The organism is Streptomyces sp. NPDC021749 (assembly GCF_040640655.1).
In the GTDB taxonomy this organism is placed as follows: domain Bacteria; phylum Actinomycetota; class Actinomycetes; order Streptomycetales; family Streptomycetaceae; genus Streptomyces.
Map to the genome: position 1 here is coordinate 87346 of NZ_JBFACE010000026.1, position 19094 is coordinate 106439.

General features: G+C 69.1%; 18 protein-coding genes and 2 pseudogenes. 9 read left to right on the forward strand and 11 right to left on the reverse strand.

The genetic code is table 11. The features are described from left to right. Positions 1 to 151 precede the first annotated feature (151 nt). Positions 152 to 514 (reverse strand): annotated as a pseudogene (locus AB0G35_RS24250) (transposase family protein); the annotation flags it as partial. Positions 515 to 586: 72 nt separating this feature from the next. Here AB0G35_RS24250 and AB0G35_RS24255 point away from each other — a divergent pair. Next, a complete protein-coding gene (locus AB0G35_RS24255) occupies positions 587 to 997 on the forward strand; it encodes a hypothetical protein (RefSeq protein WP_360953157.1) in 411 nt (136 codons plus the stop codon). 31 nt (positions 998 to 1028) lie between these two features. On the opposite strand, the gene AB0G35_RS24260 is transcribed toward AB0G35_RS24255, so the two are convergent. The 7 genes from AB0G35_RS24260 to AB0G35_RS24290 form a co-directional block, all read right to left on the reverse strand. Then, a complete protein-coding gene (locus tag AB0G35_RS24260; RefSeq protein ID WP_360953160.1) occupies positions 1029 to 2246 on the reverse strand; it encodes an IS110 family transposase in 1218 nt (405 codons plus the stop codon). 329 nt (positions 2247 to 2575) lie between these two features. Continuing rightward, the gene (gene alaS, locus AB0G35_RS24265) at positions 2576 to 5233 is read right to left on the reverse strand and encodes an alanine--tRNA ligase (RefSeq protein ID WP_360953163.1); all 2658 of its coding nucleotides are present in this window, start codon (positions 5231 to 5233) and stop codon (positions 2576 to 2578) included. A 235-nt stretch (positions 5234 to 5468) separates the two neighbouring features. Continuing rightward, complete coding sequence (locus AB0G35_RS24270; RefSeq protein WP_360953166.1) at positions 5469 to 6134, reverse strand: HAD hydrolase-like protein; 666 nt, start codon at positions 6132 to 6134, stop codon at positions 5469 to 5471. 8 nt (positions 6135 to 6142) lie between these two features. Further along, positions 6143 to 6688, reverse strand: coding sequence for a phosphoribosyltransferase family protein (locus AB0G35_RS24275; RefSeq protein WP_360953169.1), 546 nt, complete (start codon positions 6686 to 6688; stop codon positions 6143 to 6145). Further along, a complete protein-coding gene (locus AB0G35_RS24280) occupies positions 6685 to 7254 on the reverse strand; it encodes an LOG family protein (RefSeq protein WP_360953172.1) in 570 nt (189 codons plus the stop codon). Before AB0G35_RS24280 ends, AB0G35_RS24275 begins: the two co-directional genes overlap by 4 nt. Then, complete coding sequence (locus AB0G35_RS24285; protein ID WP_360953175.1) at positions 7254 to 8153, reverse strand: hypothetical protein; 900 nt, start codon at positions 8151 to 8153, stop codon at positions 7254 to 7256. The genes AB0G35_RS24280 and AB0G35_RS24285 overlap by 1 nt, the downstream gene beginning before the upstream one ends. Before the next feature lie 37 nt (positions 8154 to 8190). Continuing rightward, complete coding sequence (locus AB0G35_RS24290; protein ID WP_360953178.1) at positions 8191 to 9024, reverse strand: aspartyl/asparaginyl beta-hydroxylase domain-containing protein; 834 nt, start codon at positions 9022 to 9024, stop codon at positions 8191 to 8193. Between the two features lie 345 nt (positions 9025 to 9369). On the opposite strand from AB0G35_RS24290, the gene AB0G35_RS24295 reads away from it, so the two are divergent. From AB0G35_RS24295 to AB0G35_RS24310, 4 genes and pseudogenes are all read left to right on the forward strand, one after another. Further along, positions 9370 to 10926 (forward strand): tetratricopeptide repeat protein, encoded by a 1557-nt coding sequence (locus AB0G35_RS24295; RefSeq protein WP_360953181.1) that lies wholly within the window; start codon positions 9370 to 9372, stop codon positions 10924 to 10926. Then, entirely contained in the window at positions 10923 to 11312 is a 390-nt protein-coding gene (locus AB0G35_RS24300) for an ASCH domain-containing protein (RefSeq protein ID WP_360953184.1), read from the forward strand. Before AB0G35_RS24295 ends, AB0G35_RS24300 begins: the two co-directional genes overlap by 4 nt. A gap of 118 nt (positions 11313 to 11430) precedes the next feature. After that, positions 11431 to 11655 (forward strand): annotated as a pseudogene (locus AB0G35_RS24305) (glycosyltransferase); the annotation flags it as partial. 85 nt (positions 11656 to 11740) lie between these two features. After that, entirely contained in the window at positions 11741 to 12775 is a 1035-nt protein-coding gene (locus AB0G35_RS24310; RefSeq protein ID WP_360953187.1) for a serine hydrolase domain-containing protein, read from the forward strand. A gap of 486 nt (positions 12776 to 13261) precedes the next feature. Here AB0G35_RS24310 and AB0G35_RS24315 read toward each other — a convergent pair whose 3' ends face one another. Beyond that, on the reverse strand, positions 13262 to 14002 hold the full coding sequence (locus AB0G35_RS24315; protein WP_360953190.1) for a hypothetical protein: 741 nt from the start codon (positions 14000 to 14002) through the stop codon (positions 13262 to 13264). Positions 14003 to 15159: 1157 nt separating this feature from the next. Here AB0G35_RS24315 and AB0G35_RS24320 point away from each other — a divergent pair. Together AB0G35_RS24320 and AB0G35_RS24325 are read left to right on the forward strand one after the other, a co-directional pair. Next, on the forward strand, positions 15160 to 16056 hold the full coding sequence (locus AB0G35_RS24320) for a helix-turn-helix transcriptional regulator (RefSeq protein ID WP_360953193.1): 897 nt from the start codon (positions 15160 to 15162) through the stop codon (positions 16054 to 16056). 50 nt (positions 16057 to 16106) lie between these two features. Beyond that, complete coding sequence (locus tag AB0G35_RS24325; protein WP_360953196.1) at positions 16107 to 16670, forward strand: hypothetical protein; 564 nt, start codon at positions 16107 to 16109, stop codon at positions 16668 to 16670. A gap of 356 nt (positions 16671 to 17026) precedes the next feature. Here the strand turns inward: AB0G35_RS24325 and AB0G35_RS24330 are convergent, their stop codons facing one another. Both AB0G35_RS24330 and AB0G35_RS24335 read right to left on the reverse strand, forming a co-directional pair. Beyond that, positions 17027 to 17695: a nucleotidyl transferase AbiEii/AbiGii toxin family protein gene (locus tag AB0G35_RS24330; protein WP_360953199.1), complete on the reverse strand. Its 669-nt coding sequence runs from the start codon at positions 17693 to 17695 to the stop codon at positions 17027 to 17029. Then, a complete protein-coding gene (locus AB0G35_RS24335; RefSeq protein WP_360953202.1) occupies positions 17692 to 18060 on the reverse strand; it encodes a hypothetical protein in 369 nt (122 codons plus the stop codon). Before AB0G35_RS24335 ends, AB0G35_RS24330 begins: the two co-directional genes overlap by 4 nt. A 168-nt stretch (positions 18061 to 18228) precedes the next feature. Here AB0G35_RS24335 and AB0G35_RS24340 point away from each other — a divergent pair, with 168 nt between their 5' ends. Both AB0G35_RS24340 and AB0G35_RS24345 read left to right on the forward strand, forming a co-directional pair. Continuing rightward, positions 18229 to 18573 (forward strand): hypothetical protein, encoded by a 345-nt coding sequence (locus tag AB0G35_RS24340; protein ID WP_360953205.1) that lies wholly within the window; start codon positions 18229 to 18231, stop codon positions 18571 to 18573. Continuing rightward, on the forward strand, positions 18573 to 19055 hold the full coding sequence (locus AB0G35_RS24345; RefSeq protein ID WP_360953208.1) for a DUF6233 domain-containing protein: 483 nt from the start codon (positions 18573 to 18575) through the stop codon (positions 19053 to 19055). Before AB0G35_RS24340 ends, AB0G35_RS24345 begins: the two co-directional genes overlap by 1 nt. The last annotated feature ends 39 nt before the right edge of the window (positions 19056 to 19094 follow it).

Consider the following 19094-nt stretch of genomic DNA (forward strand, 5'->3'; position numbering starts at 1 on the left):
CACCGTCACATTAGGCGAGTGATCGCTGAACGCTCCGCGGGACAAACCGGCGCGCTGTCGGAGTTGGCGGCGCGGCCGGGCCGAACGGGGCAGAAGCGATCGGTGGCCAGGGCCCGGTGTCTCGGTCATGGGGAAGCCCCGGCGGGCCGCATTCGGCGACGGTGTGGTCGCGGGTGGGCACCAGGGTGTCGTCCACAATCAGTACGGTGTCCCTGCGGAACCGCTTGCGCTGCTGCAGCGCGAGCGCCGGGCCGAGGTCGTCGATGATGCGGTCGGCTGCGGACTTCGACACCCGGAACAGCGGGGCGAGTTGTCGCAGTGTGAGGTTGGTGCGCCAGTACGCAGAGACCAGCAGCACGCGGTCCTCAAGCGCCAGGCTCCACGGCCTGCCCTTGCGCACCGGATCCGCGCCCTCACGCCGCAGCGCGGTGATCAGCTTGCCGACCTGACACGAGCTCAGCCCGGTGAACGGACTTATCCAGGAGGGCTCCGACGCCGTGATCACACCAGCCACGACGAGATCATTTCAGTTGCCGTCGCCCTTTCCTCAGGCTGATCCTGTGTGCTCGGTCAACGAGGAGGAGACGTGGGGCTCGTTCTGTTCCCAGGAGACGACGACACCAGCAGCCCGGACGTGTCCTGGTCCTACACCGGCTTCGGAGTGTTCCGGCGGTGGCTGGCGCAGGCCGAGGGGTTCGCACTGGACGAGATGCACGGCTTCGGTGGACGGCGCCCCTGGAGCGACGTCTCCACCACCCTGGCACCACTCCTCAATCATCCCGACGACGATGGCCCTGACCTCTCGCCGATCCAGTGCGCCGCGATCCTGCCCCGCCTCAAAGAGATCGCCACCAGCGTCAAGAGGGAAGCACTGACCCGCTCCTCCAACGGCACATCGACGACACCCGCCAGTTGGTGGTCGTGCTGCAGCTCTGCATCGAGAAGGAGGCCGACCTCCTCTTCGGCTGACGTCGGTCGGCGTTACCGCTCACCGTGACCAGCAGTTACGGGACTTCCCAATGCTGATGTCAAGCCGCGACTGCGACGGGGGGTGAAACTTGGTAGCACTCTCTGTCACGGATCATTGCCCACAGGACGTTGACGCGTCGGCGGGCGAGGGCCAGGAGGGCCTGCTTGTGTCCCTTCCCCTCGCTCCGCTTTCGCTGGTAGTACGCCTTGGAGGCGGGGCAGCACTTGAGGCTTGCTAGTGCAGACAAGTACATCGCCCGCAGCAGCCCGCGGTGGTAGCGGCGGGGTCTGTGCAGGTTGCCACTGACGCGGCCGGAGTCGCGGGGCTGCGGGGCCAGGCCGGCGAAGCCGGCCAAGCGATTGGCACTGCCGAAGGCGTTCATGTCCCCGCCCGTGGCGGCGATGAACTCGGCGCCGAGCCTGGCGCCCATGCCAGGAAGGCTGCATATCACCTCGGCGTGCGGATGTTCGCGAAACCGGGCCTCGATGAGAGCGTCGAGTTCCGCGATCTCCTCGTCGAGGGCCATCACCCCCTTCGCAAGGCGGACCACCATGGCGGCGGCCAGCCTCTCGCCGGGCAGCGCGGTGTGCTGGGCCTGGGCGGCGTCCACGGCAGTGCGAGCGAGTGCGGCAGCGCCTTTCACCTTGCGGTTCTTCAGCCAGGTCTCAATCCGTTTCGCACCTGTACGGCGGATCGCTGCCGGAGTCTGGTAGCCGGTCAGGAGCATGACCGGACCCTTGTTGGTCAGGTCCAGCGCCCGCTCCAAGGCCGGAAAAATCTCCATCAGTTGAGCCCTGAGGCGGTTGATCTGGCGGGTGCGGTCGAAGACGAGGTCCAGGCGCCGGGTGGTCAGGGTGCGCAAGTCGACGGCGATCTCGTCCCCGGGCCTGAGCAGCCCCAGGTCCCGGCGGACACGGGCCTGGTCGGCGATGACGAAGGCGTCCTTCGCGTCGGTCTTTCCCTCACCCCGGTAGGTGGCCGAGGCTCGGTGCACTGCCAGGCCGGTGAGGTAGGCGACAGACTGATCGTGGGCGGTGAGCAGGCCGATCAGCAGGGCGGCGCCACCGTGGTTGAGGTCGACGGCCCACAGCACGTCGTCGGATATCGCCAGCACGTCGGCGAGCAGTGCGAGCAACTCGGCCTCGTCGTTCTGGATCCGGCGCGACAGCAGCCGTTCGCCCTCCGCGTTGATCACCACGGCGTGGTGATGCGTCTTGCCGATGTCCACCCCGGCCCAGATCTCGGGCACGTTCCCCTCCGCCAGCTCGTCATACATCGATCCCGCAGACGACCTCGCCGGCGTTGTCCTACAGCAGCGATCGAGTCGCGTCTCCCAATCAGCGGTCGAGTCGTCGCGGGGCTCCGGGCGGCCAAGTCCCGTAAGCCATCCAGCGGCTCAGCCTTTACAGCCATACCCGGCGCCCCCGGGGTCCTCCGATCTTACGAACGACCAGATCAGACCCACGTCTTCAAGGTAGGACAGCCCTTAGGGTCGGACATCCGAGAACTCTGTTCCTGTCAGTCCATTCGGGCCCTCGCGGTCACCGTCGGAGCTGCTCAGCGTCCGCCTGGGCCCGCCACTCAGGCGAGCCCAAACGGTGCATGTCAGCGGTCGCTGAGGAGGTGGGTGGCTCCGTGGGCAGCGAGGTCCAGAGCTTCGTTGAGGGCCTCTGGGCGGCGTCCTCCGGCACTGGCGACCGGGCCGTGCCCTCCGGAGCCGCCGCCGACCGTCCGGGCCGCCTCCGCGAGGATCCGGCTGGCCTGAATGCCCGCTTGGTGGAGGTCGGAGGAGAGCGCGGAGGCGAGGAGGGCCTTGCCCTTGTGTTCGGCGCCCAGGACCACGATGGCGGGGCCGCGGCCGAGTCGTGCGAGGGTGTCAGCGGCGAGGCCGCGCAGTTCGTCCGGGGCGACGCCAGTGATGAGTCGGACGACCAGCTGCCCGTGTCCGGTCGGCTGGGCATGGGCGGTGAGCTGTCCGGCCTGGTGACGCAGTTCCTCAGCCCGAAGCCGGGACAGCTTCTCCTGCGCGACCGCCAGCGCTTCCAGGCGTTTGTGCAGGGCTCCGGGGGCCTCGGTGGGGCGGGTGCCGAGCAGGCTGGCGAGCTCGCCCAGCAGCCGCCGTTCGGTGTCCAGGTGGCGGAGGCTGCTGTGGCCGGTGAGCGCTTCGACGCGGCGGAGGTTGGAGCCGATCGAGGACTCGGACAGCAGACGGAAGGCGCCGACCTGGGAGCCGTGGGCGACGTGGGTGCCGCCGCAGAGCTCGCGGGAGAAGTCGCCGATGTCGACGATGCGGACCCGTTCGCCGTACTTCTCTCCGAACAGCGCGATGGCGCCCGCGGCTTCGGCCTCGGCACGGTCGGCGTGCCAGGCCCGCACTTGAGGGTCATCGAGGACGTGGCCGTTGACGGCCTGCTCGATCTGGTGGAGCTGGTCGGGAGTGAGGGCGGTGAAGTGCGCAAAGTCGAAGCGGAGCCGGTCGGGCTCGACCAGGGAGCCCTGCTGCCGGGCATGATCGCCCAGGGTGGCCATGACGACGGCGTGCAGGATGTGGGTGGCCGAGTGCGAGCGCATCAGTCCGGCCCGCCGCTCTGCGTCCACGACCGCTTCGCCAGTGGCGCCCGTGCGGAGTTCGCCTTCGATGACGCGGGCGGAGTGGACGCGGAAGCCTTCCAGCCCGTAGCGGGTGTCCGTGATCCGCAGGACGGTGCCGTCGCTCATGGTCAGGGTGCCGGTGTCGCCGATCTGCCCGCCGGCCTCGGCATAGAACGGCGACCGGTCCAGTACCAGCTCGACCTCGCTGCCCGCGCCGACGGACGGGACGACGCTGCCGCCGGAGATGAGGCCGGTGACGGTGGCCTCGGCGGTCAGGTGCTCATAGCCGAGGAACTCGGTCCGCGCCAGGCCGCTGGCCAGCTCACGGTAGGTGTCCATCTTGCGTAGGGCCTCGCCAGTTTTGGCCTTGCCGCCGGCCTTCGCGCGCTTCTTTTGCTCGTCCAGCAGCGCGGCGAACCTCTCCTCGTCGACGGTCAGGCCGGCCTCGCGGGCCACCTCGACCGTCAGCTCCAGGGGGAAGCCGTAGGTGTCGGCGAGTTCGAAGGCTGTCTCGCCGGGCAGAGTGGCCGACCGCTTCTCGCGGGTGTGCGTGATCGCGGCGTCCAGAAGGCGGGTGCCTTGGGTGAGGGTGCGGGTGAAGGACTCTTCCTCGGCGGTGACGACCTGCTCGATGAGGGCGGCCTGGCCCGTCAGCTCGGGCCATACGGTGCCGAGGTTGTCGATGACGCTGGCGGTGGTGGTGGGCAGGACGGGCCCGTCGATGCCCAGGCGGCGGGCATGGCGGATCGCGCGGCGCATCAGGCGCCGCAGGATGTAGCCGCGGCCGTCCTTGGCGGGCAGGACGCCGTCGGCGATGAGGAAGGCGATGGAGCGGGCGTGCTCGGTGACGACCTGGAAGGACACCTTCTCTTCGCCCTCGCTGGGGGCCTCGCGGCCGGCGAGGTCCTGGACGGTACGGAAGGTGGGCAGCAGCAGGTCGGTGGTGCAGACGTTCTGGGCGTCTTGGAGGATCGCGGCGAGCCGGTCCAGGCCCAGGCCGGTGTCGATGCTCTTGTTGGTGAGCTCGCCGAGGATGGGGAAGTTGCCCTTCTTGTCGCCTTCACCGCGCTGGAACTGCATGAAGACCAGGTTCCAGATCTCGACGTAGCGTTCGCCGTCGATGGCGGGGCCGCCTTCCTTGCCGAAGGCGGGGCCGCGGTCGTAGTTGACCTCCGAACATGGGCCGCAGGGGCCCGGGACGCCCATGGACCAGTAGTTGTCCTCCATCCCCAGGCGCTGGATGCGGGAGGCGGGGACGCCGATGCGGCGCCAAAGGTGCTCGGCCTCGTCGTCGTCCTCGAAGACGGTGATCCAGAGCTTGTCCTCCTCCAGCCCATAGCCCTGGGTGAGGAGTTCCCAGGCGAAGGCGATCGCGTCTTCCTTGAAGTAGTCGCCGAAGGAGAAGTTGCCCATCATCTCGAAGAACGTCGCGTGCCGATTGGTGCGGCCGACGTTGTCGATGTCCGAGGTCCGCGCGCACTTCTGGATGCTGGTCGCGCGGGTGAACGGCGGGATGGTCTCGCCCAGGAAGTAGGGCTTGAACTGGTTCATCCCGGCGTTCGCCAGCAGCAGGGTGGGGTCGTCCGGGATCAGCGGACTGGACGGCACCACCTGGTGGCCGCGGGAGATGAAGAAGTCGGTGAACGTCTTGCGAATCTGCGTCGAGCGCATGGCGGCATGGCCTCACGAAAGAGTCGTGGAAGGTGGGGGAAGATCACACGCCGAGCCGGGCCGAGAACAGGGACTGAGAGGGTTCTCAGTTCTCCAGCTCGACGCAGATAGCTCGCGCCCCCACGGTGTAAACCATGACTCCAGATCCGTTGATCACATCGGTGCCGCAGCAGACCACCATGCACTGGATGGTCTGCCGCAGCACCGACTGTAGCGGGTCCGGCGTCAAGATCGCTTAGAGTGCGGTGGCCGACACCGGGAGTGGAGCCCGACCGGCCGGGACCAGGTCAAGCAGGCCGGGGCCGATCTGAGCCGAGTCGGTCAGCACCACCGGGCATCCGGCCGCCGCGAGCGCGTCGGGCCCGGCATAGCCCCAGCCAGCCCCGACGAAGGCGACGCCGGCCTCGAAGGCAGCCGCCCGGTCGGTGAAGGTGTCACCGACGAACACCGCGTCGCGTGGAGCCGCGGCGAGGTGGGCCAGAGCCAGGAAGATCCCGTCCGGGGCCGGCTTGGGCTCGGCGTCCTCGCGGCAGACGGTCACATCCAGCAGGTCCAGGACCGCCGGGGGCAGCAGCCACGGCAGCCGGCTGTGGGTCTGCAAGGTGACCAGGCCCGTCGCCATCCCGGTGTCCTTGAGGGCCATCAGCCCTTCCAGAACGCCGGGGAAGATCCGAGTGCCTGCGGCGGTAGCCAGTGCGACGTCCCACCACCGTTCGCAGAGCCCATCCGGGTCGGCGACGCCGAGGGCGGACAGCACCTCGACCCTGGGGGTCGTCGCGGCGCCTGGCGGCAGGTCGCACGCGGTGATCCGCCGCCCGAGGGCGGCGGTGGCGACCCCCGCCAGGGTTGCCAGCACCGCGTCCCGGCTGTCCAGCAGCACCCCGTCCAGGTCAAACAGCACCGCCCCCCTCACGACGCCGCCCCCGACGGGCCGGTCAGGTCGGCATCGGCCAGCAGCGGGTGCAGGGCGATGCCGTGCTCCTCCAGCAACAGCCGCCCGCCGAGGGGCCGTTCCAGCACGCAGAGCGCGTCGGTGACCGGCGCCCCGGCGACCCGCAGGATCCGGCTCATGGCCAGCAGCTGCCCGCCGGAACGGACCACGTCGTCGACCAGGACGACCCGGCGTCCCTCGATGCGGGCGCCCTCGATCTGCCGCTTGGAGCCGTAGCGCTTGGGCAGCCGCCTCAGGAACGCGGCCGGCAGCCCGGTCGCCGCCGACAGAGCGATGACCAGCGGAACCCCGCCGAGCTCGATCCCGGCCAACACCTCGGCGTCCTGGGGGACGAGGGCGGCCATGGCGTCGGCGACGTCGTGCAGCAGCTGCGGGTCGGCGGCCAGGCGGTACTCGTCGAAGTACCCGTCCAGCACCTGCCCGTCGGGCAGGGCGAACCTCCCGGTGACGCAGGCGGTGTCGGCGATCCTGCACGCCAGGATGCTCCTTGCGGTGGCGGTCACGCGTCCGCCCCCTTCTCATCGGTCAAGGTGTGGAGCCGGGCGGCGAACGCGGACGCCGACGCGACCTGGCCAAGGAAGCCCAGCGGCCGGGTGGGCGTCTCGAACAGCCACTTCTCCCGTCGCAGGAAGGCCAGCAGCCCAAGCGCGGTGGGGCCTGTGATCCAGACGGGGACGGGGCGGATGTTGCCCGCGTAGTAGAGGGCGGCAGCCAACTCGTGCAGGGTGCCGACCCCGCCGCCCATCGCGACCACCAGATCCGCCGTGTCCAGATAGTGGTTGAGGCGGGCGCCGACGTCGGGCAGGTGAACCTCATCAGTGATGTGCGGGTTGAACTCGCCCCACTCGGCGTGCTTGTCGGCCAGGGTGACGGCGGTGACCATGCCGCCCTTGGAGGCCGCCCCGCGGGCAGCCGCTTCCATCAGCCCGTTGTAGCCGCCGTGCAGGAGAGCGAACCCGGCCCCGGCCAGAGCCATGCCGACCTCCTCGGCGAGCCGTTCCTCGTCCGCCGAGGCCGGGACGACGCCACCGAAGAACACCGCTGTCCTCGCCCGGCGGATCTGGGGCATCACGCCAGCTCCAGGTAGGTGCGGTAGGCGATGATCGCGTCCGCCAAGCCGTCCAGCGCGTTGGGGCAGGCCCGCTCAACCAGGGCGAGCACCCGGTCCAAGGCGGCCTCGACATCGGCGGCTTCAGGGACGGCCGGGGAGGTGATCGCCGCATCCAGGTCGGCCAGGCAGGCCCGGCCGATCGGGGTTAGCGCGATCTCCTCCCGCAGCTGATACCAGCCCCAGAACCGGGACGTCGGCGCGAGGGCCGTCTTGATCAGGTCCTTCGTCGCGGTGTGCAGCATGTGCCACTCGGCGTAGGCGATGAACCGCTGACCGCGCTGGATGCGCTTGTGCAGCAGCACCGCCAGCACCAGGTGCTCGATCAGCAGCTCGGTGCACGACCTCGGCCGCCGAAGCAGCCCGGTGATGTGGGAGCGGGCCTGCTCGATCTCGGCGGTGGTGATCTCGGCTGGTGGGCGGTCCAGCAGCACCTTCCCGGCGATCTTCCGGCGGACGCTGGTGATCTGCGAGGCGGGGGCGAGGTAGAGGTCGACCTGCTGGAGCTTGCCCTGATGCTGGATGAGGAAGACGAACCCGATGCCGCCCAGGTCCGCGACGATGGTGTCGCGCCAGCCGGGCAGCAGAGCCCCGCCCGCGACCGTCATCAGGTCGTTCAGGGCTGTGGTGAAAGCGGGCAGGTCACGGTCGTGGACGCCGACGAGGAAGTCCACGTCGGAGAGGCGGTCGGCGGTGCCGGAGGCGAGCGAGCCGCGGACCAGCAGGTGGGTGACGGCCGGAGCTGCGGACAGCAACTCGGCGATGCGGGTCAACAGCGGCAGCTGGGTGGGCCGGTTGGCCTCGGTCAGTTCGGCCAGCTGCAGCTCGGCCGGAGCCGGGGCCATCGTTGCGGTGGGCATGCGCGAAGTCCTTCCAGGGCTCGGGGGTCGTGCGGCGTCAGGAGGCGAGGGCGAGGAGCTTAGATTTCGCCGCCGTCCAGCGGCGGCTGGCCTCGGCGTCGCCGCGGCAGGTGTGCAGGTCAGCGATCAGGTCGTAGGCGACGCCCGCAGGCAAGGCGAAGGAGTAGAACAACCGCAGCAGCAGCCTTTCGGCAGCGTCGGTGTAGCCGAGGTCGGCCAGGCGCCGGGCGGCGGCGAACCGCTCGGCCAGCACCGCCTCCGTTGCCAGCGGCAGCCGCTCGGCGGCCGCGGGTGCGTCGGCCCGTGTGGCCAGGCGGTCGTAGGCGTCATCCGCGTAGACGTCCGCGATCAGGTGGATCCGGTCCGGGCCCAGCAGGTTGCAGACCCCGTGTACGTAGGTCGGGGTCAGCCGCCAAATCCGCCCGCCTGCCATGTGGACCTTGGTCCCGCCGGTCACGAGAAACGCCGAGGAGTTGGTGTGCAGCGGGATGTGCAGCCGGTGGCGTTCGGCCTGGTCAAGCTCGTCGTAGTCGCGGTGTTCCCAGAGGAACGCGTTCGCCTCCAGACGGGCGAGCCGAACCCACATGTAGGACAGACCCAGCTCGGTCAGCAGACCAGCCGTGGCAGGCATGTGCTCCAGCAGGGCGGTGGAGCGGGCGGTGCAGTCGCCGATCTTCACGTCCGCGGCCTCGCCGGAGGCATTCATCAGCGACGTGGTCCACCAGCCGCCGGACTGGAACTCGCTGTACTCGGCCTTCCAGGGCGCCGGGGCGGTCAGGGCCTCGTGCCGCATCCGCTCGATCAACTGCCCGTCCAGCCGGTCCAGCTGGGCGACCTGCCCGGACAAGGAAGCGGTCGATGCTTCGTCCATGGGGAATCCCTCTCGTTCTCCCGCCCTGGGCAGACGCCCCGGGCGTGTGGATAGGGGGAGGCGCGACGCGTCCGGCCTGATGCCCTCGTCTCATCTCCGGGGGAGCCGTCGAATGTCCAGGGCCGTCGGCCGGACGCGGCGCCTTCTTCAGAGTGATCCGGCGGCGTTGTCGCAGGTAGTGAGAGGTAGCCGCCCCCAGCGGGCGGTGTGGCCGCCCACTGGGGGCGGCAGGTCCGCCCTCGTAAAAGGGTTTGACCGTGTGCCAGGGCAGGCAGGCAATCGTTGGTCACCAGCAGCGGCGCAACCAGCGCTGCCTCGCGGGAGAGGCAACCGGTGAAATCCCAGATGCAGCAAGCCAGAGCGGTCCACGACGTTTCCTGCGGGAAGGCTCTGCGGGAACGTGCCCTGGGCCGGGCCGGCTCTCCCGACCCCGTGCCGGCGGCCCTGACTGCCGAGATCGCCGCCAAGATCGCCGACCACTGCGGCCATCGGCGCCTCAAGTGCCGCCGTCTGGCCATGGGCTGGACCGTCGCCCAAGCCGTCGCCGCCGCCCACCAGCTCGTCGAGGACGAACACCTCGCCAAGGTCGGGATGTCCGAGCGCTCCTGGAAGGACTGGGAGGCAGGGGCCCTGCCCAGCCCTGACTACCAGGATCTGCTGTGCCGTCTGTTCACCACCAGCCCGGTCGGGTTGGGCTTCGCCCGCGACTATTCACCCGCCCCCGCAGCGGACGAGAACGCTCCGCTTTGGAGCGGGGACGGGCCCGGTGGAACACTTTCCGAAGGGGATGTGGCCCGGACCGATGCGTGCTTGGCGGAGGTGGAGGCAACGAAGCGTCGCGACGCGGTGAAGCTCGCCGGACTGGCCATGGCCGCCCCGGCCGCCGCAGCACAGATCCTGGAACAGGCCGCCGCCGAGGCCATGGAGTTCACCCAGCAGGCGGAAGCGACCTCGCTCGGCTCGGGAACCCTGGATCACCTCGACCTCGCGGTCACCGAGTTCAACCGCGCGTACTCGCTCACGCCACCCAGAGCACTCTTCGACGCGATGATGGACTACCGGCGCAAGGTCAACCGGCTGCTGAAGGCCAAGCACACCCACAGCCAAGCACGCGAACTGCTGGCGTTCGCCGGATGGCTGTCCGAGCTCCTGGCCTGGCTCGCCCACGACCTCGGAGACGCCCGCACCGGTCTGGCGTTCGCCACCGACGCATTCGTCCACGGCCAGCAGGCCGGACACGGCCAGCTGTGCGCGTGGGCGATGGACGCCGCCGCCTCCATCAACCTCTATGAACAACGGCCCGCCAAGGCCCGCGAAGCCGCCCTCAAGGGCCTCACCGAAGCCCCGGCCGACCATCCACTGACCGTGCGGCTGCATGCCCAGGCCGCCCGCGCTGCTGCCGCCGCCGGCGACGCCGAAGGCTTCACCACCGCCTTCCAGGCCGCCGAGAACGTCCACCGGCTCCTGCCGCCCCGCTCACCCCGCCGCTTCGGCATGGATGTCCTGCCGCTGGCGGACTATGCGCTCACCTCGTATCCGGCGACCTCGTTCATCTGGCTCGGCCAGGCTGAACAGGCCCGTAAACACGCCGAACACGCGCTCGCGACCTATGAGGCGGCCCCCGCGGCGTCCCGCTCGCCCAGCCGAGAAGCGATCGCCCGCATCGACCTCGCCCTCGCCCATGCCCAGCTCGGCGACCCCGACGACGCCGTCACCCTCGGCCACCAGGCCCTGGACTCCGCCCGCGTCGTCGACTCAGTCCGGAACCGGGCCGGCGACCTCACCACCTTCCTGACCCGCCGCTATCCCCGCCAGACTGCCGTCGAGAGCCTGCGCGAACGGCTGGCCAACGTCGAGGCAGCAGCCCGCCCAGCCCTGCCCGCAGCACCAACTGGAGCATGAAGGACACCGCGATGGCCACCCAGCAACCGCAGCCCGCCGCGTACTCCCTCAACATCCGCAAGCCGTACTTCGACCTGATCGCCAGCGGCGCCAAGACCATCGAGGTCCGCGTCGGCTACCCCAAGATCCGCAAGATCGCCGCAGGAGACACCCTGCGGATCAGCTGCGGCGACGACACCCTGACAACTCGCATCGCCCAGGTCAACGAGTACGAGTCCTTCAAGGCGATGCTCGATGCGGAGGACCCGGCCGCGATCGGCGGCCCGGAGATGACCCACGACGAACTCGTGGCCGCGATCCGCGACATCTACCCACCCGAGAAAGAAGCCCTCGGCGTCTTCGCCCTCCACCTCACCCTCACGCAGGCCGGCGCCTCACCGGGCTGATCGATTTGATCACCTTGCCGCCATAGTCCGTCACGCTGGACACCCCGTGGCCGGCCCGAAATCCGCGAGCTTTACCGCGCAGCCACCGCCCGGCACGGCGCCGCACGGACCACCAGCGGCCTGCGCGCTGCCCAAGCTCTACCAGCCCGTGCCGGGCCTACGGGGTGCTCTCGACGCCACCGCGGTGGCCACCGACTTCACCCAGCCCGCCACGGTGGCACGGGACCTTGAACGGCTGTGGACCCCCGGTGTGCTGCCCGCCGTGCGGGAAGCGGGGTATGCCAATGCCGCCCGCTACCCGCTCTCGGCCACCGTCCGCGCACTGCACACCCTCGGCCGGCGGTCAGGTGTTGAGCCCGTGCCGCACCAGCAACCAACCCGGCTGCGTCACTACGCTGGCCGGCGGGACAGCCGCCGCGAGGGAGACCATGATCGACCGCATCGAAGCACTGCTGGACGAAGGCGTCCGCGACAAGGTCTATCCCGGCGCCGTCTGGGCTGTCGGCGACAGCGCCGGTGTCCGAGCAAGCGGCGCCACCGGGGTCCTGGACCCGGACGAGCCCGGGGACCGGATGCAGCCCGCCACCGTCTTCGACGCCGCAAGCCTCACCAAGATCCTCGCGGTCTGGTCCTCCATCGGAGCCTTCTGGGAGGACAGCGCCCTCGACCTCGACCAGCCACTGGGCAGCTTCTGGCCCGAAGTGGAAGGCCGCCCGCTCGGGCACGTCACCGCCCGGCAGCTACTGACCCACACTGCCGGCGTTCCGCTGCGGGCCCAGTTGAAGAACCTCTACGGCACCGACCCGCAGGCCATCCGCCGCGGGGTACTGCACGAGGAACTGCACCGGCCGCCCGGCGAAGCCGTCGAGTACACCGACCGGGCCGCCCTCATCCTCGGCTACCTCACCGAACACCTCTCCGGCCAACCCCTGGACCAGATCGCCGCCGCCCGGACCTGGCAACCGCTCGGAATGAGCTCCACTTGCTTCGGCCCGCTGCCCGACCCGGTCGCCGCCCGCTGCGCCCCCACCGAACTCGACCCGGAGACTGACACCCACCTCAAGGGCACAGCCCACGACTTCTCCGCTCGCCTACTGGGCGGCGTGTGCGGCATCGCCGGCGCCTTCACCACCCTCGACGATCTCACCCGCTTCCTGCGGTACATGCTGGACCCTGCCACAGCCCCCACCGCGGCCGGTTTCGGGTCCGAGTGGACCGCCTACTCCCTGACCATGCAGACCAATGGTCTGGAGCCCGCCCGCGGCCTGTTCTGGCACCCCGCACCCGGAACGAACGACGAACGGGACGTCTGGGTGCACTACGGGTTCACCGGCACCGGCATGTGGATCTCACCCGCCAACGACCGCTGGGCGGTCCTGCTGACCAACAAGCTCTACTACACCCGCGACCGCCAGCCCCTGACGGACATCCGCGACACCTTCCGCGAACTGGCCTTCGCCTGAAACGACGAGGGCGCCCCGGCGAAGGCCGGGGCACCCTCGTCGTCCAACTGCTGGAACAGCAGGGCCTGAGCCCAGAACGGAACGGCGGCGGGGTCAGCAGCCGACGGTGGTCCGCCGTGCGATCTCGGCGCGGTAGGTGCGCTTGCTGCCCAACAGCCGACTGCGGCACAGCGGGCAGAACGGTTGGCGCGGACCGGGAGGTCGTACGCCGTCGTGGACAAGGAGTTCGAGCAAGCCCCGGCGTGCTCACCAACATCTACGGGATCGCTGCCGAAAAGGTCCGGGTCGCCAGAGCACCACAGCGTGATCATTCTGGATCCCAGCGCTGTTAAGGCGCTCGCCGGCGGCCACAAATCGGTGAACCTTCTGGCCAGCAACATGGGCGAATACGCCCGGCGACCATCGGCCTCCGGGGTCCGTCCGCCCTGGAGCGTTTGACCACCACGCAAGGATTTCGGAGTGGCGGGCCCCTGCCGTAGTAGCCATTCAGTGTGGCAACTTGCCGGTGAGGCTCTGCCACCGGCTGCGGGCGGCGTCCAGTTCCGCGCGAGCGGCCTTACGTCGACGGTCGTGCTGATGGAGTGAGGTGGTGTGCTCGACGTGGAGGCGGGCGGCGTCCCGAGCGCCGGTATCGGCCTGGGCCTTCTGCAGCTCCTTCTCTGCCTGAGTCATCAACGCCTTCCGCTGGGCGCGGAAGGCGTTCTCCTCTGCCACGGCGTTCTCGATGCCCACGGCGAACCGGCGAACGTGTCCCTCCTCATGCGCTGCATGCGGGAACGACGTCAAACGGACGGTTCCGTCCGGCCGGGTGGCGTAGATGTGGTGCTCTTTCCGGTCTTGCTCGAAGCGGATCCGCAGGCCGGCTAGGGGGATCTCTTCGCCGGCGATCAGCAGTACATGCCGGTGGAGTGCCATCGGCCCGCGTTCCTCCACCAGCTCTCCTCGGCCGGGCTGGCGTAGCTGCTGGAGAGTCTTCTCCGCGCTGCGGATCCGTGCATCGAGGAGTGTCTGCGCGCGGTGTTCTTGCTCCTTTGCTGCCGTCACCCGGCGGTACGAACTGCTCTCCGCGTCCCGCCACTTCCTCCGAGCCGCAGCAAGGTGCTCGCGTTCTCCAGCGTTTTGAGCGCCGAAGGCGAAGCCCCACCCGCCCGGGAAGCTGTAGAGCCGCCACCCCACCCATATCGCGCTACCGATGAGGATCAGCAGCAATACGCGAACGACGTCCATCAAGCCCTCCCCGAGCAGCCGTGTCGTGCACCGTCCTACCGGGTGCGGCACCTTCAAGGAGCACGTTCGCGAAGATCAGGCTTACAGCTGCTGCACATGGTCTCCCGCCCTGCCCAGACCGAGGGCGCGTGGATGCGGACGTGAAGACGCTGCGGTGATCTCATCTACAAGGAAGATCGACTTTGATGAGCACCGCGCGGGTGTCCCTGGAGTGGGGCATGATGGGGTAACTCGGGGCGGCGGGCACTATATCGACACAGCGTCATTTGCGCCCGCTCATCGCAAATCTCGACTGTCGAAGCCTATCGGTGTGGGAAAATCCCGCACCCGTCCGCAGCTTCATGGCGGGCGACGTTGCTTTCGTGTAGCCGATGAACCTCAAACCCGCTTTCGTGACGAACTCGTCGCTCTCTGTGCATGCGAGGGGTTAGGGTCGGGCATGCGAGAGGGCCCTGTGGCGGCGTCCAACCATTCCGCAGGGCCCTCTTGCGTTCACATACGACTACGAAGCAAGGAGTGCGAGTGCACCCTCGTCCGTGTCCCGCCGGTCTGACCAGCGGATTCGAAATTAGCATGCGCCGTTCGCCCGAGCGCCAAACTCCCGACCTTGTCGACACGACTGTCAACATCGGCGCTGGAGCGTTCGTGGCCGTGGCCTCACTGGGACTCGTCCTCATCTACGGGCCGGCAGCAACACCAGCGGTGGCGGTCCTGGCCCCGCTCGCCTACGTGGCAAACCGTTCCTACCTCCGCCATCGCCTGCTGCGCCGAAACTAAAGCCCCTTCAAACCCGGTCCGTCTCGCCGCCGCACCGGCCGGGGCGGACCGGTCCGGCCCAAGCCCGGCCCTTTCGTGCGGGCCGTTTCGTGATGCGCCTGGGCGAGATATTCGCTGCCCGCACGTCACGAAAGCACCCTGCTGATGAACACAGTCGACGTGTTCACGCATACCTGTTCTCACACGGATAGTTCATGAGGAAGAACGAGCGACCCCTCCGCTGCCAACGATGCCAGCGCACCTTCCCCCGGCCCCACGCCACCGGCCGCATCCCTCGCTACTGCAGTGGTAGCTGCCGTAGCGCCAGCTACCGCCGCCGCACCTCTGCCCCCTCCCGCCCGCGGTCCTACAACACCGCGTCGGTACGTCTTTCCCGGGCCGTGCTGCGCAAGGCCCAGGCGATGGCCCACAGAGCTCAGCGTCCGGTGCCGGCCCTTCCGCTGGAGGTCCTGCAGCTCTGCGTCACCCTGCGGCGCGACCTGGACGACCTCACCGCCGTCGCCGTACGCCAAGCCCTTGCCGATGGCGCCATCTGGAAGGACATCGCCAAGGTGATGGGAGCAGCTGAGAGCACCTTGAAAAACAACTACTCGCTGGACAAGGTCGACAAGATACTCAAGGCCCGCGTGCAACGCGGCCCGGCCCGGTCCCGCCCGCCCGCAGCATCCAAAGACGCTGGTAGCGCTGCCTCTTCACGTGCGCGCGTGCAAGGCGTGCTTCCGGGGCAGGCCGGCCACCCACTCTCGTGCGCGCTGTCTCATCTGCGGCGCACCAGCCAATCCAGCGTAGGCAGCCTCGCCTACCTCACCGGGGTCTCAGCCTCTTACATCTACCGGATCACCTCCGGAGAGAGGACACCCACCTGGGAAGTGACCAGGCGTTTCGCCCTCGCCTGCGAGGCCGAACCGGAGGACCTGATGTTCCTGTGGAACAGGGCCCACCTGCTGCAGACCCCACTCGCCCGCAGCTACACAGAGGCGATCCACACCCTCCAATCGGCCCTCCGTGGCCTGCATCTGGCCGCGTCCAGCCCTGACCTCGCGCGTGTGCGGAAGTCGGCGCACCTGACGGCCCGCGCAGCCGAGGCTCTCCTTTCCGCCTCCGACGCTCCTGTTGTCGACTGCTACCTGCGTTGGCCGGTGGTCAGGGACCTGACGACCGCACTGCAGGGAGACCCGCAGGCGATCCGGCCACTGTGGGAACGCGTCAAAGCCCTGTCGGCGACCGACGCTCCCGACGACGAGGGGCCGTCCTGGCCGGCGGCCGCCTTCGGCTAGCCCACTCCACCCACGCAGACTCCGCACTGAAGCACCCCTGGGGGAAATCCATGCCGCCCGCCTCACTCACCGCCGACGGCTTCGTCTCGCACACCACCCCCGTGCATCCCCCGGTCGGCGAGCAGACCATCACCGTGGTCCTGCCCGCCGACTTCGCGGCGTTCTGCCAGCTGCACCACGAGGCCTACCAACTCTTCGCCCAGCACCTTCTCGCCGACCACGAAACCGCCTCCGACGCCGTGCAGCGCGCCCTGGGTGATCTGGCCGCCTCGTGGACCCAGGCGCTTGCCGGCCACCGCACCAATGCCATCGCCTGGGAAGCCCTCACCCACCGCATTCAGCGCGCTCACACCCCCGCCAACACACCCGCAAGCGCCCTCTACGCCCTCGTCCCCGCGGCGGAGGCCGACGCTGCCGTCCTGCACCGCATCATGGGACTGAGCGTCATTGCCACCGCCGACACCCTCGGCATCGAAAACGCCACCGTCACCTCCCTGCTAGCCACCTTCGATCGCCGACTGGCTGCAACAAAGGCCGGGGCGCTCCGCGCATGTTGGCGCGCAGCGTCACACCGAAGCGCTGATCACGTCAGTCGCCGCACCGGCAGGAGCTGACTGCAGGCGGCACGGCCACCCGGAGGACCCGACGTCCTGCGGAAGGCCGCCGGCTGAACCGCCCCCGCCGGAACAGACGTCCACGGAGCGCTCGGGTCCCCACGGTGCCCTGGGCTGGGCCACGATGGGCTGACCGCAGTGTTCTGCACCACCGGCGTGGTCCTCACGCTGACCGGCCACGACGGGGCGGGCATCGCCCTCATCAGCGTCTGCTCCCTGGGACGAGGCGTTGACGCCCGGAAGTAGGGCGCGGTCGCGGGCCTCTGCCGCCGGCCTCCTCCGCCTCCGGCGGGGGAGGCCGGCCTCCCTGAGACTCCGGCCTAAGGGCTGTGGCTCTGTTCACGTCGCAGCGCCGGTCAGCCCTCGTACTCGTCTGCTTCTCGTGCCAGCCGCTCATCCAGGTCCCCGGCCCACTGCTGCGCCCAGGTTCTCAGGGCTGTGATGGCAGCGTCGGTCAGGCCATAGGCGGCGAATTCCTCGTCGTCATACCACTCAGCACCGGTCAAGCGGTCACGCAGGTCGTCGAGACGGAACGCGTCGCGTCCGTGACGCTGGCCAAGCCGTTCGAGTTCCGGCAGGGTGCGATGTTCGGCCGCGGCGTGGACGTCGATGAGGTCCCGTACGGCGCCGCGATCAGCCAGGGCGCGAACCTTGGTACCGATGACGTCGTCGAGTGAAAGAACCGGGCCGTACTCGGTATCGCGTGGCGGTGACCAGAGGTTTTCCTTGAGGATGTCGACTTCGCAGGCTGCGCCGTCGGCGTCGGTGGCCACGAGGCGGGCGGAGAGCGGGTCGGTGCTGATCACCGTGACGTGCCAACCCAGCTCGGACAGTCCCTGCTGGAGGTCGCGGGCAATGTCGGCCATAGGGGCGGGGTTCTCGGTAGCGACATCGAGGTCCTGGCTGAGGCGGCTGACCAGCCCATGGGCCTGCACCGCGTAGCCGCCGGTGATGACCAAGGGGTAGGGACTGCCGATGGCGAGGACGTCGGCCAAGAGCCGGCGGTGGAGTGCGCTGAGGTTCACGCGGCTGCGGAAGTCCTGCGGGCCAGGGCCGGGAACGCGGCCTCCCACACCTCGCGGATGTGCCGACTGACCAGCGTGCGGAGCACGGGCCACAGCGAGAGCAGCAGGCCCTGGTCGAGCAGGGTGGTCAGGTCGTGGCGCTGGCCCTCGGCGAGGACGGTGCGGTAGTAGCTCATGCGCTGGCGTGGCTGGTCGAGGTTGTAGGTGCGCAGGCCGGACCAGGCAACGTGCAGAGGCAGTTCGACGCGACCGTGCGTGGGGCCGGCGAGGTCCCCGAGGGAGGCCGGCAGACGGTCGGCATACCTCTGACGCAGCACGTCGGCGGTGGACGGTGCGTCGGTGGTGGGTGAGGACTGCGAGGCCATGGAGCGATTATCCCCCTACCGGATTGCTGACGGGTACTACTTTGCCTGCTTGCCGGAGATCCGCCGCACCCGAACCCCGCGCTCCTCACGCGAGTCGAATGTGACTGGTGCGACCCGCCACCCGACATTCGAATACACATCCGGGTCACGCGTTAAGATCAAGCCACGATGGCCGATAAGTTCGATTTCCCTCAGGACCTGGTGGATGCCCAGGCACAGCTGTACACGGTCCAGGCAGAGCTGTCCGCGTTGTACAAGCGCCTGCCGTGGTCGGTGGAGCCCCTGCCGGGCTGGACGCACACCAAGGAAGACGGTCGCTACTACGAGTCGAAGCGCCCGGACTCCCCAGGCTGGACCGACGAAGAAAAGCAACAGGTCAACGACCTGCGGGCCCGCCAGATGGAACTCGTCACCCATATCTTCGCCCACCCCTTCTGGGCCTCGTGCGAAGACCCCGTCACGGCGCGCACGGCACTCAAGCACGTCGTCCCGACGGACAGCGCGGAACCGTAATGGACGATGAGGGCAACTTCGCACTCGACGCCGAGGCCCCGCGGGCCGAGGTCACGCTTCCAGATGGGCAGCATCTGCAGGCGGTGGTCCTGCGCCGACGCCTCGACCGCTCGGGTACCTGGTGGTACGACCTCGCCGTGGAGCTGCCCGACAGGGTCGACGACCGCCGCCGCGGGCCCTCCTTGGGAAGCCGCACAGTCACCTTCTGCGCCCCGTTTCCCCTGGTCCAGCCCATACCAGGGGTCAGCTACGCCAGCCTCGACCTCCCACCACCCGAGGAGCGCAAGAGGTGGCGCCTCTCCCCGCCGACACGAGCCGGCTGGGCCGACGCATGCCTCCACCGTCCAGACTGTGCCCAGGCGGGGTCGACGGGCGGACTGGTGACAGACGAGGAAGCGCTTGCTGCGCTGGCAGGCCACGACATGGTCACCCTGCCGTGTCCGGTCTGCAGACCGGACACTGTCCTGCAGCACCGGCGCTGAGACGCACCTGCACGTGCCCTGGCGGAAACGGACCACCAG

Bases quoted from the DNA above. Each gene is read 5' to 3' on its own strand.
- AB0G35_RS24260 (WP_360953160.1), bottom strand. From the start codon at position 2,246: ATGTATGACGAGCTGGCGGAGGGGAACGTGCCCGAGATCTGGGCCGGG.
- alaS (WP_360953163.1), bottom strand. From the start codon at position 5,233: ATGCGCTCGACGCAGATTCGCAAGACGTTCACCGACTTCTTCATCTCC.
- AB0G35_RS24280 (WP_360953172.1), bottom strand. From the start codon at position 7,254: ATGCCCCAGATCCGCCGGGCGAGGACAGCGGTGTTCTTCGGTGGCGTC.
- AB0G35_RS24285 (WP_360953175.1), bottom strand. From the start codon at position 8,153: ATGCCCACCGCAACGATGGCCCCGGCTCCGGCCGAGCTGCAGCTGGCC.
- AB0G35_RS24290 (WP_360953178.1), bottom strand. From the start codon at position 9,024: ATGGACGAAGCATCGACCGCTTCCTTGTCCGGGCAGGTCGCCCAGCTG.
- AB0G35_RS24295 (WP_360953181.1), top strand. From the start codon at position 9,370: ATGCAGCAAGCCAGAGCGGTCCACGACGTTTCCTGCGGGAAGGCTCTG.
- AB0G35_RS24300 (WP_360953184.1), top strand. From the start codon at position 10,923: ATGAAGGACACCGCGATGGCCACCCAGCAACCGCAGCCCGCCGCGTAC.
- AB0G35_RS24310 (WP_360953187.1), top strand. From the start codon at position 11,741: ATGATCGACCGCATCGAAGCACTGCTGGACGAAGGCGTCCGCGACAAG.
- AB0G35_RS24315 (WP_360953190.1), bottom strand. From the start codon at position 14,002: ATGGACGTCGTTCGCGTATTGCTGCTGATCCTCATCGGTAGCGCGATA.
- AB0G35_RS24325 (WP_360953196.1), top strand. From the start codon at position 16,107: ATGCCGCCCGCCTCACTCACCGCCGACGGCTTCGTCTCGCACACCACC.
- AB0G35_RS24335 (WP_360953202.1), bottom strand. From the start codon at position 18,060: ATGGCCTCGCAGTCCTCACCCACCACCGACGCACCGTCCACCGCCGAC.
- AB0G35_RS24340 (WP_360953205.1), top strand. From the start codon at position 18,229: ATGGCCGATAAGTTCGATTTCCCTCAGGACCTGGTGGATGCCCAGGCA.
- AB0G35_RS24345 (WP_360953208.1), top strand. From the start codon at position 18,573: ATGGACGATGAGGGCAACTTCGCACTCGACGCCGAGGCCCCGCGGGCC.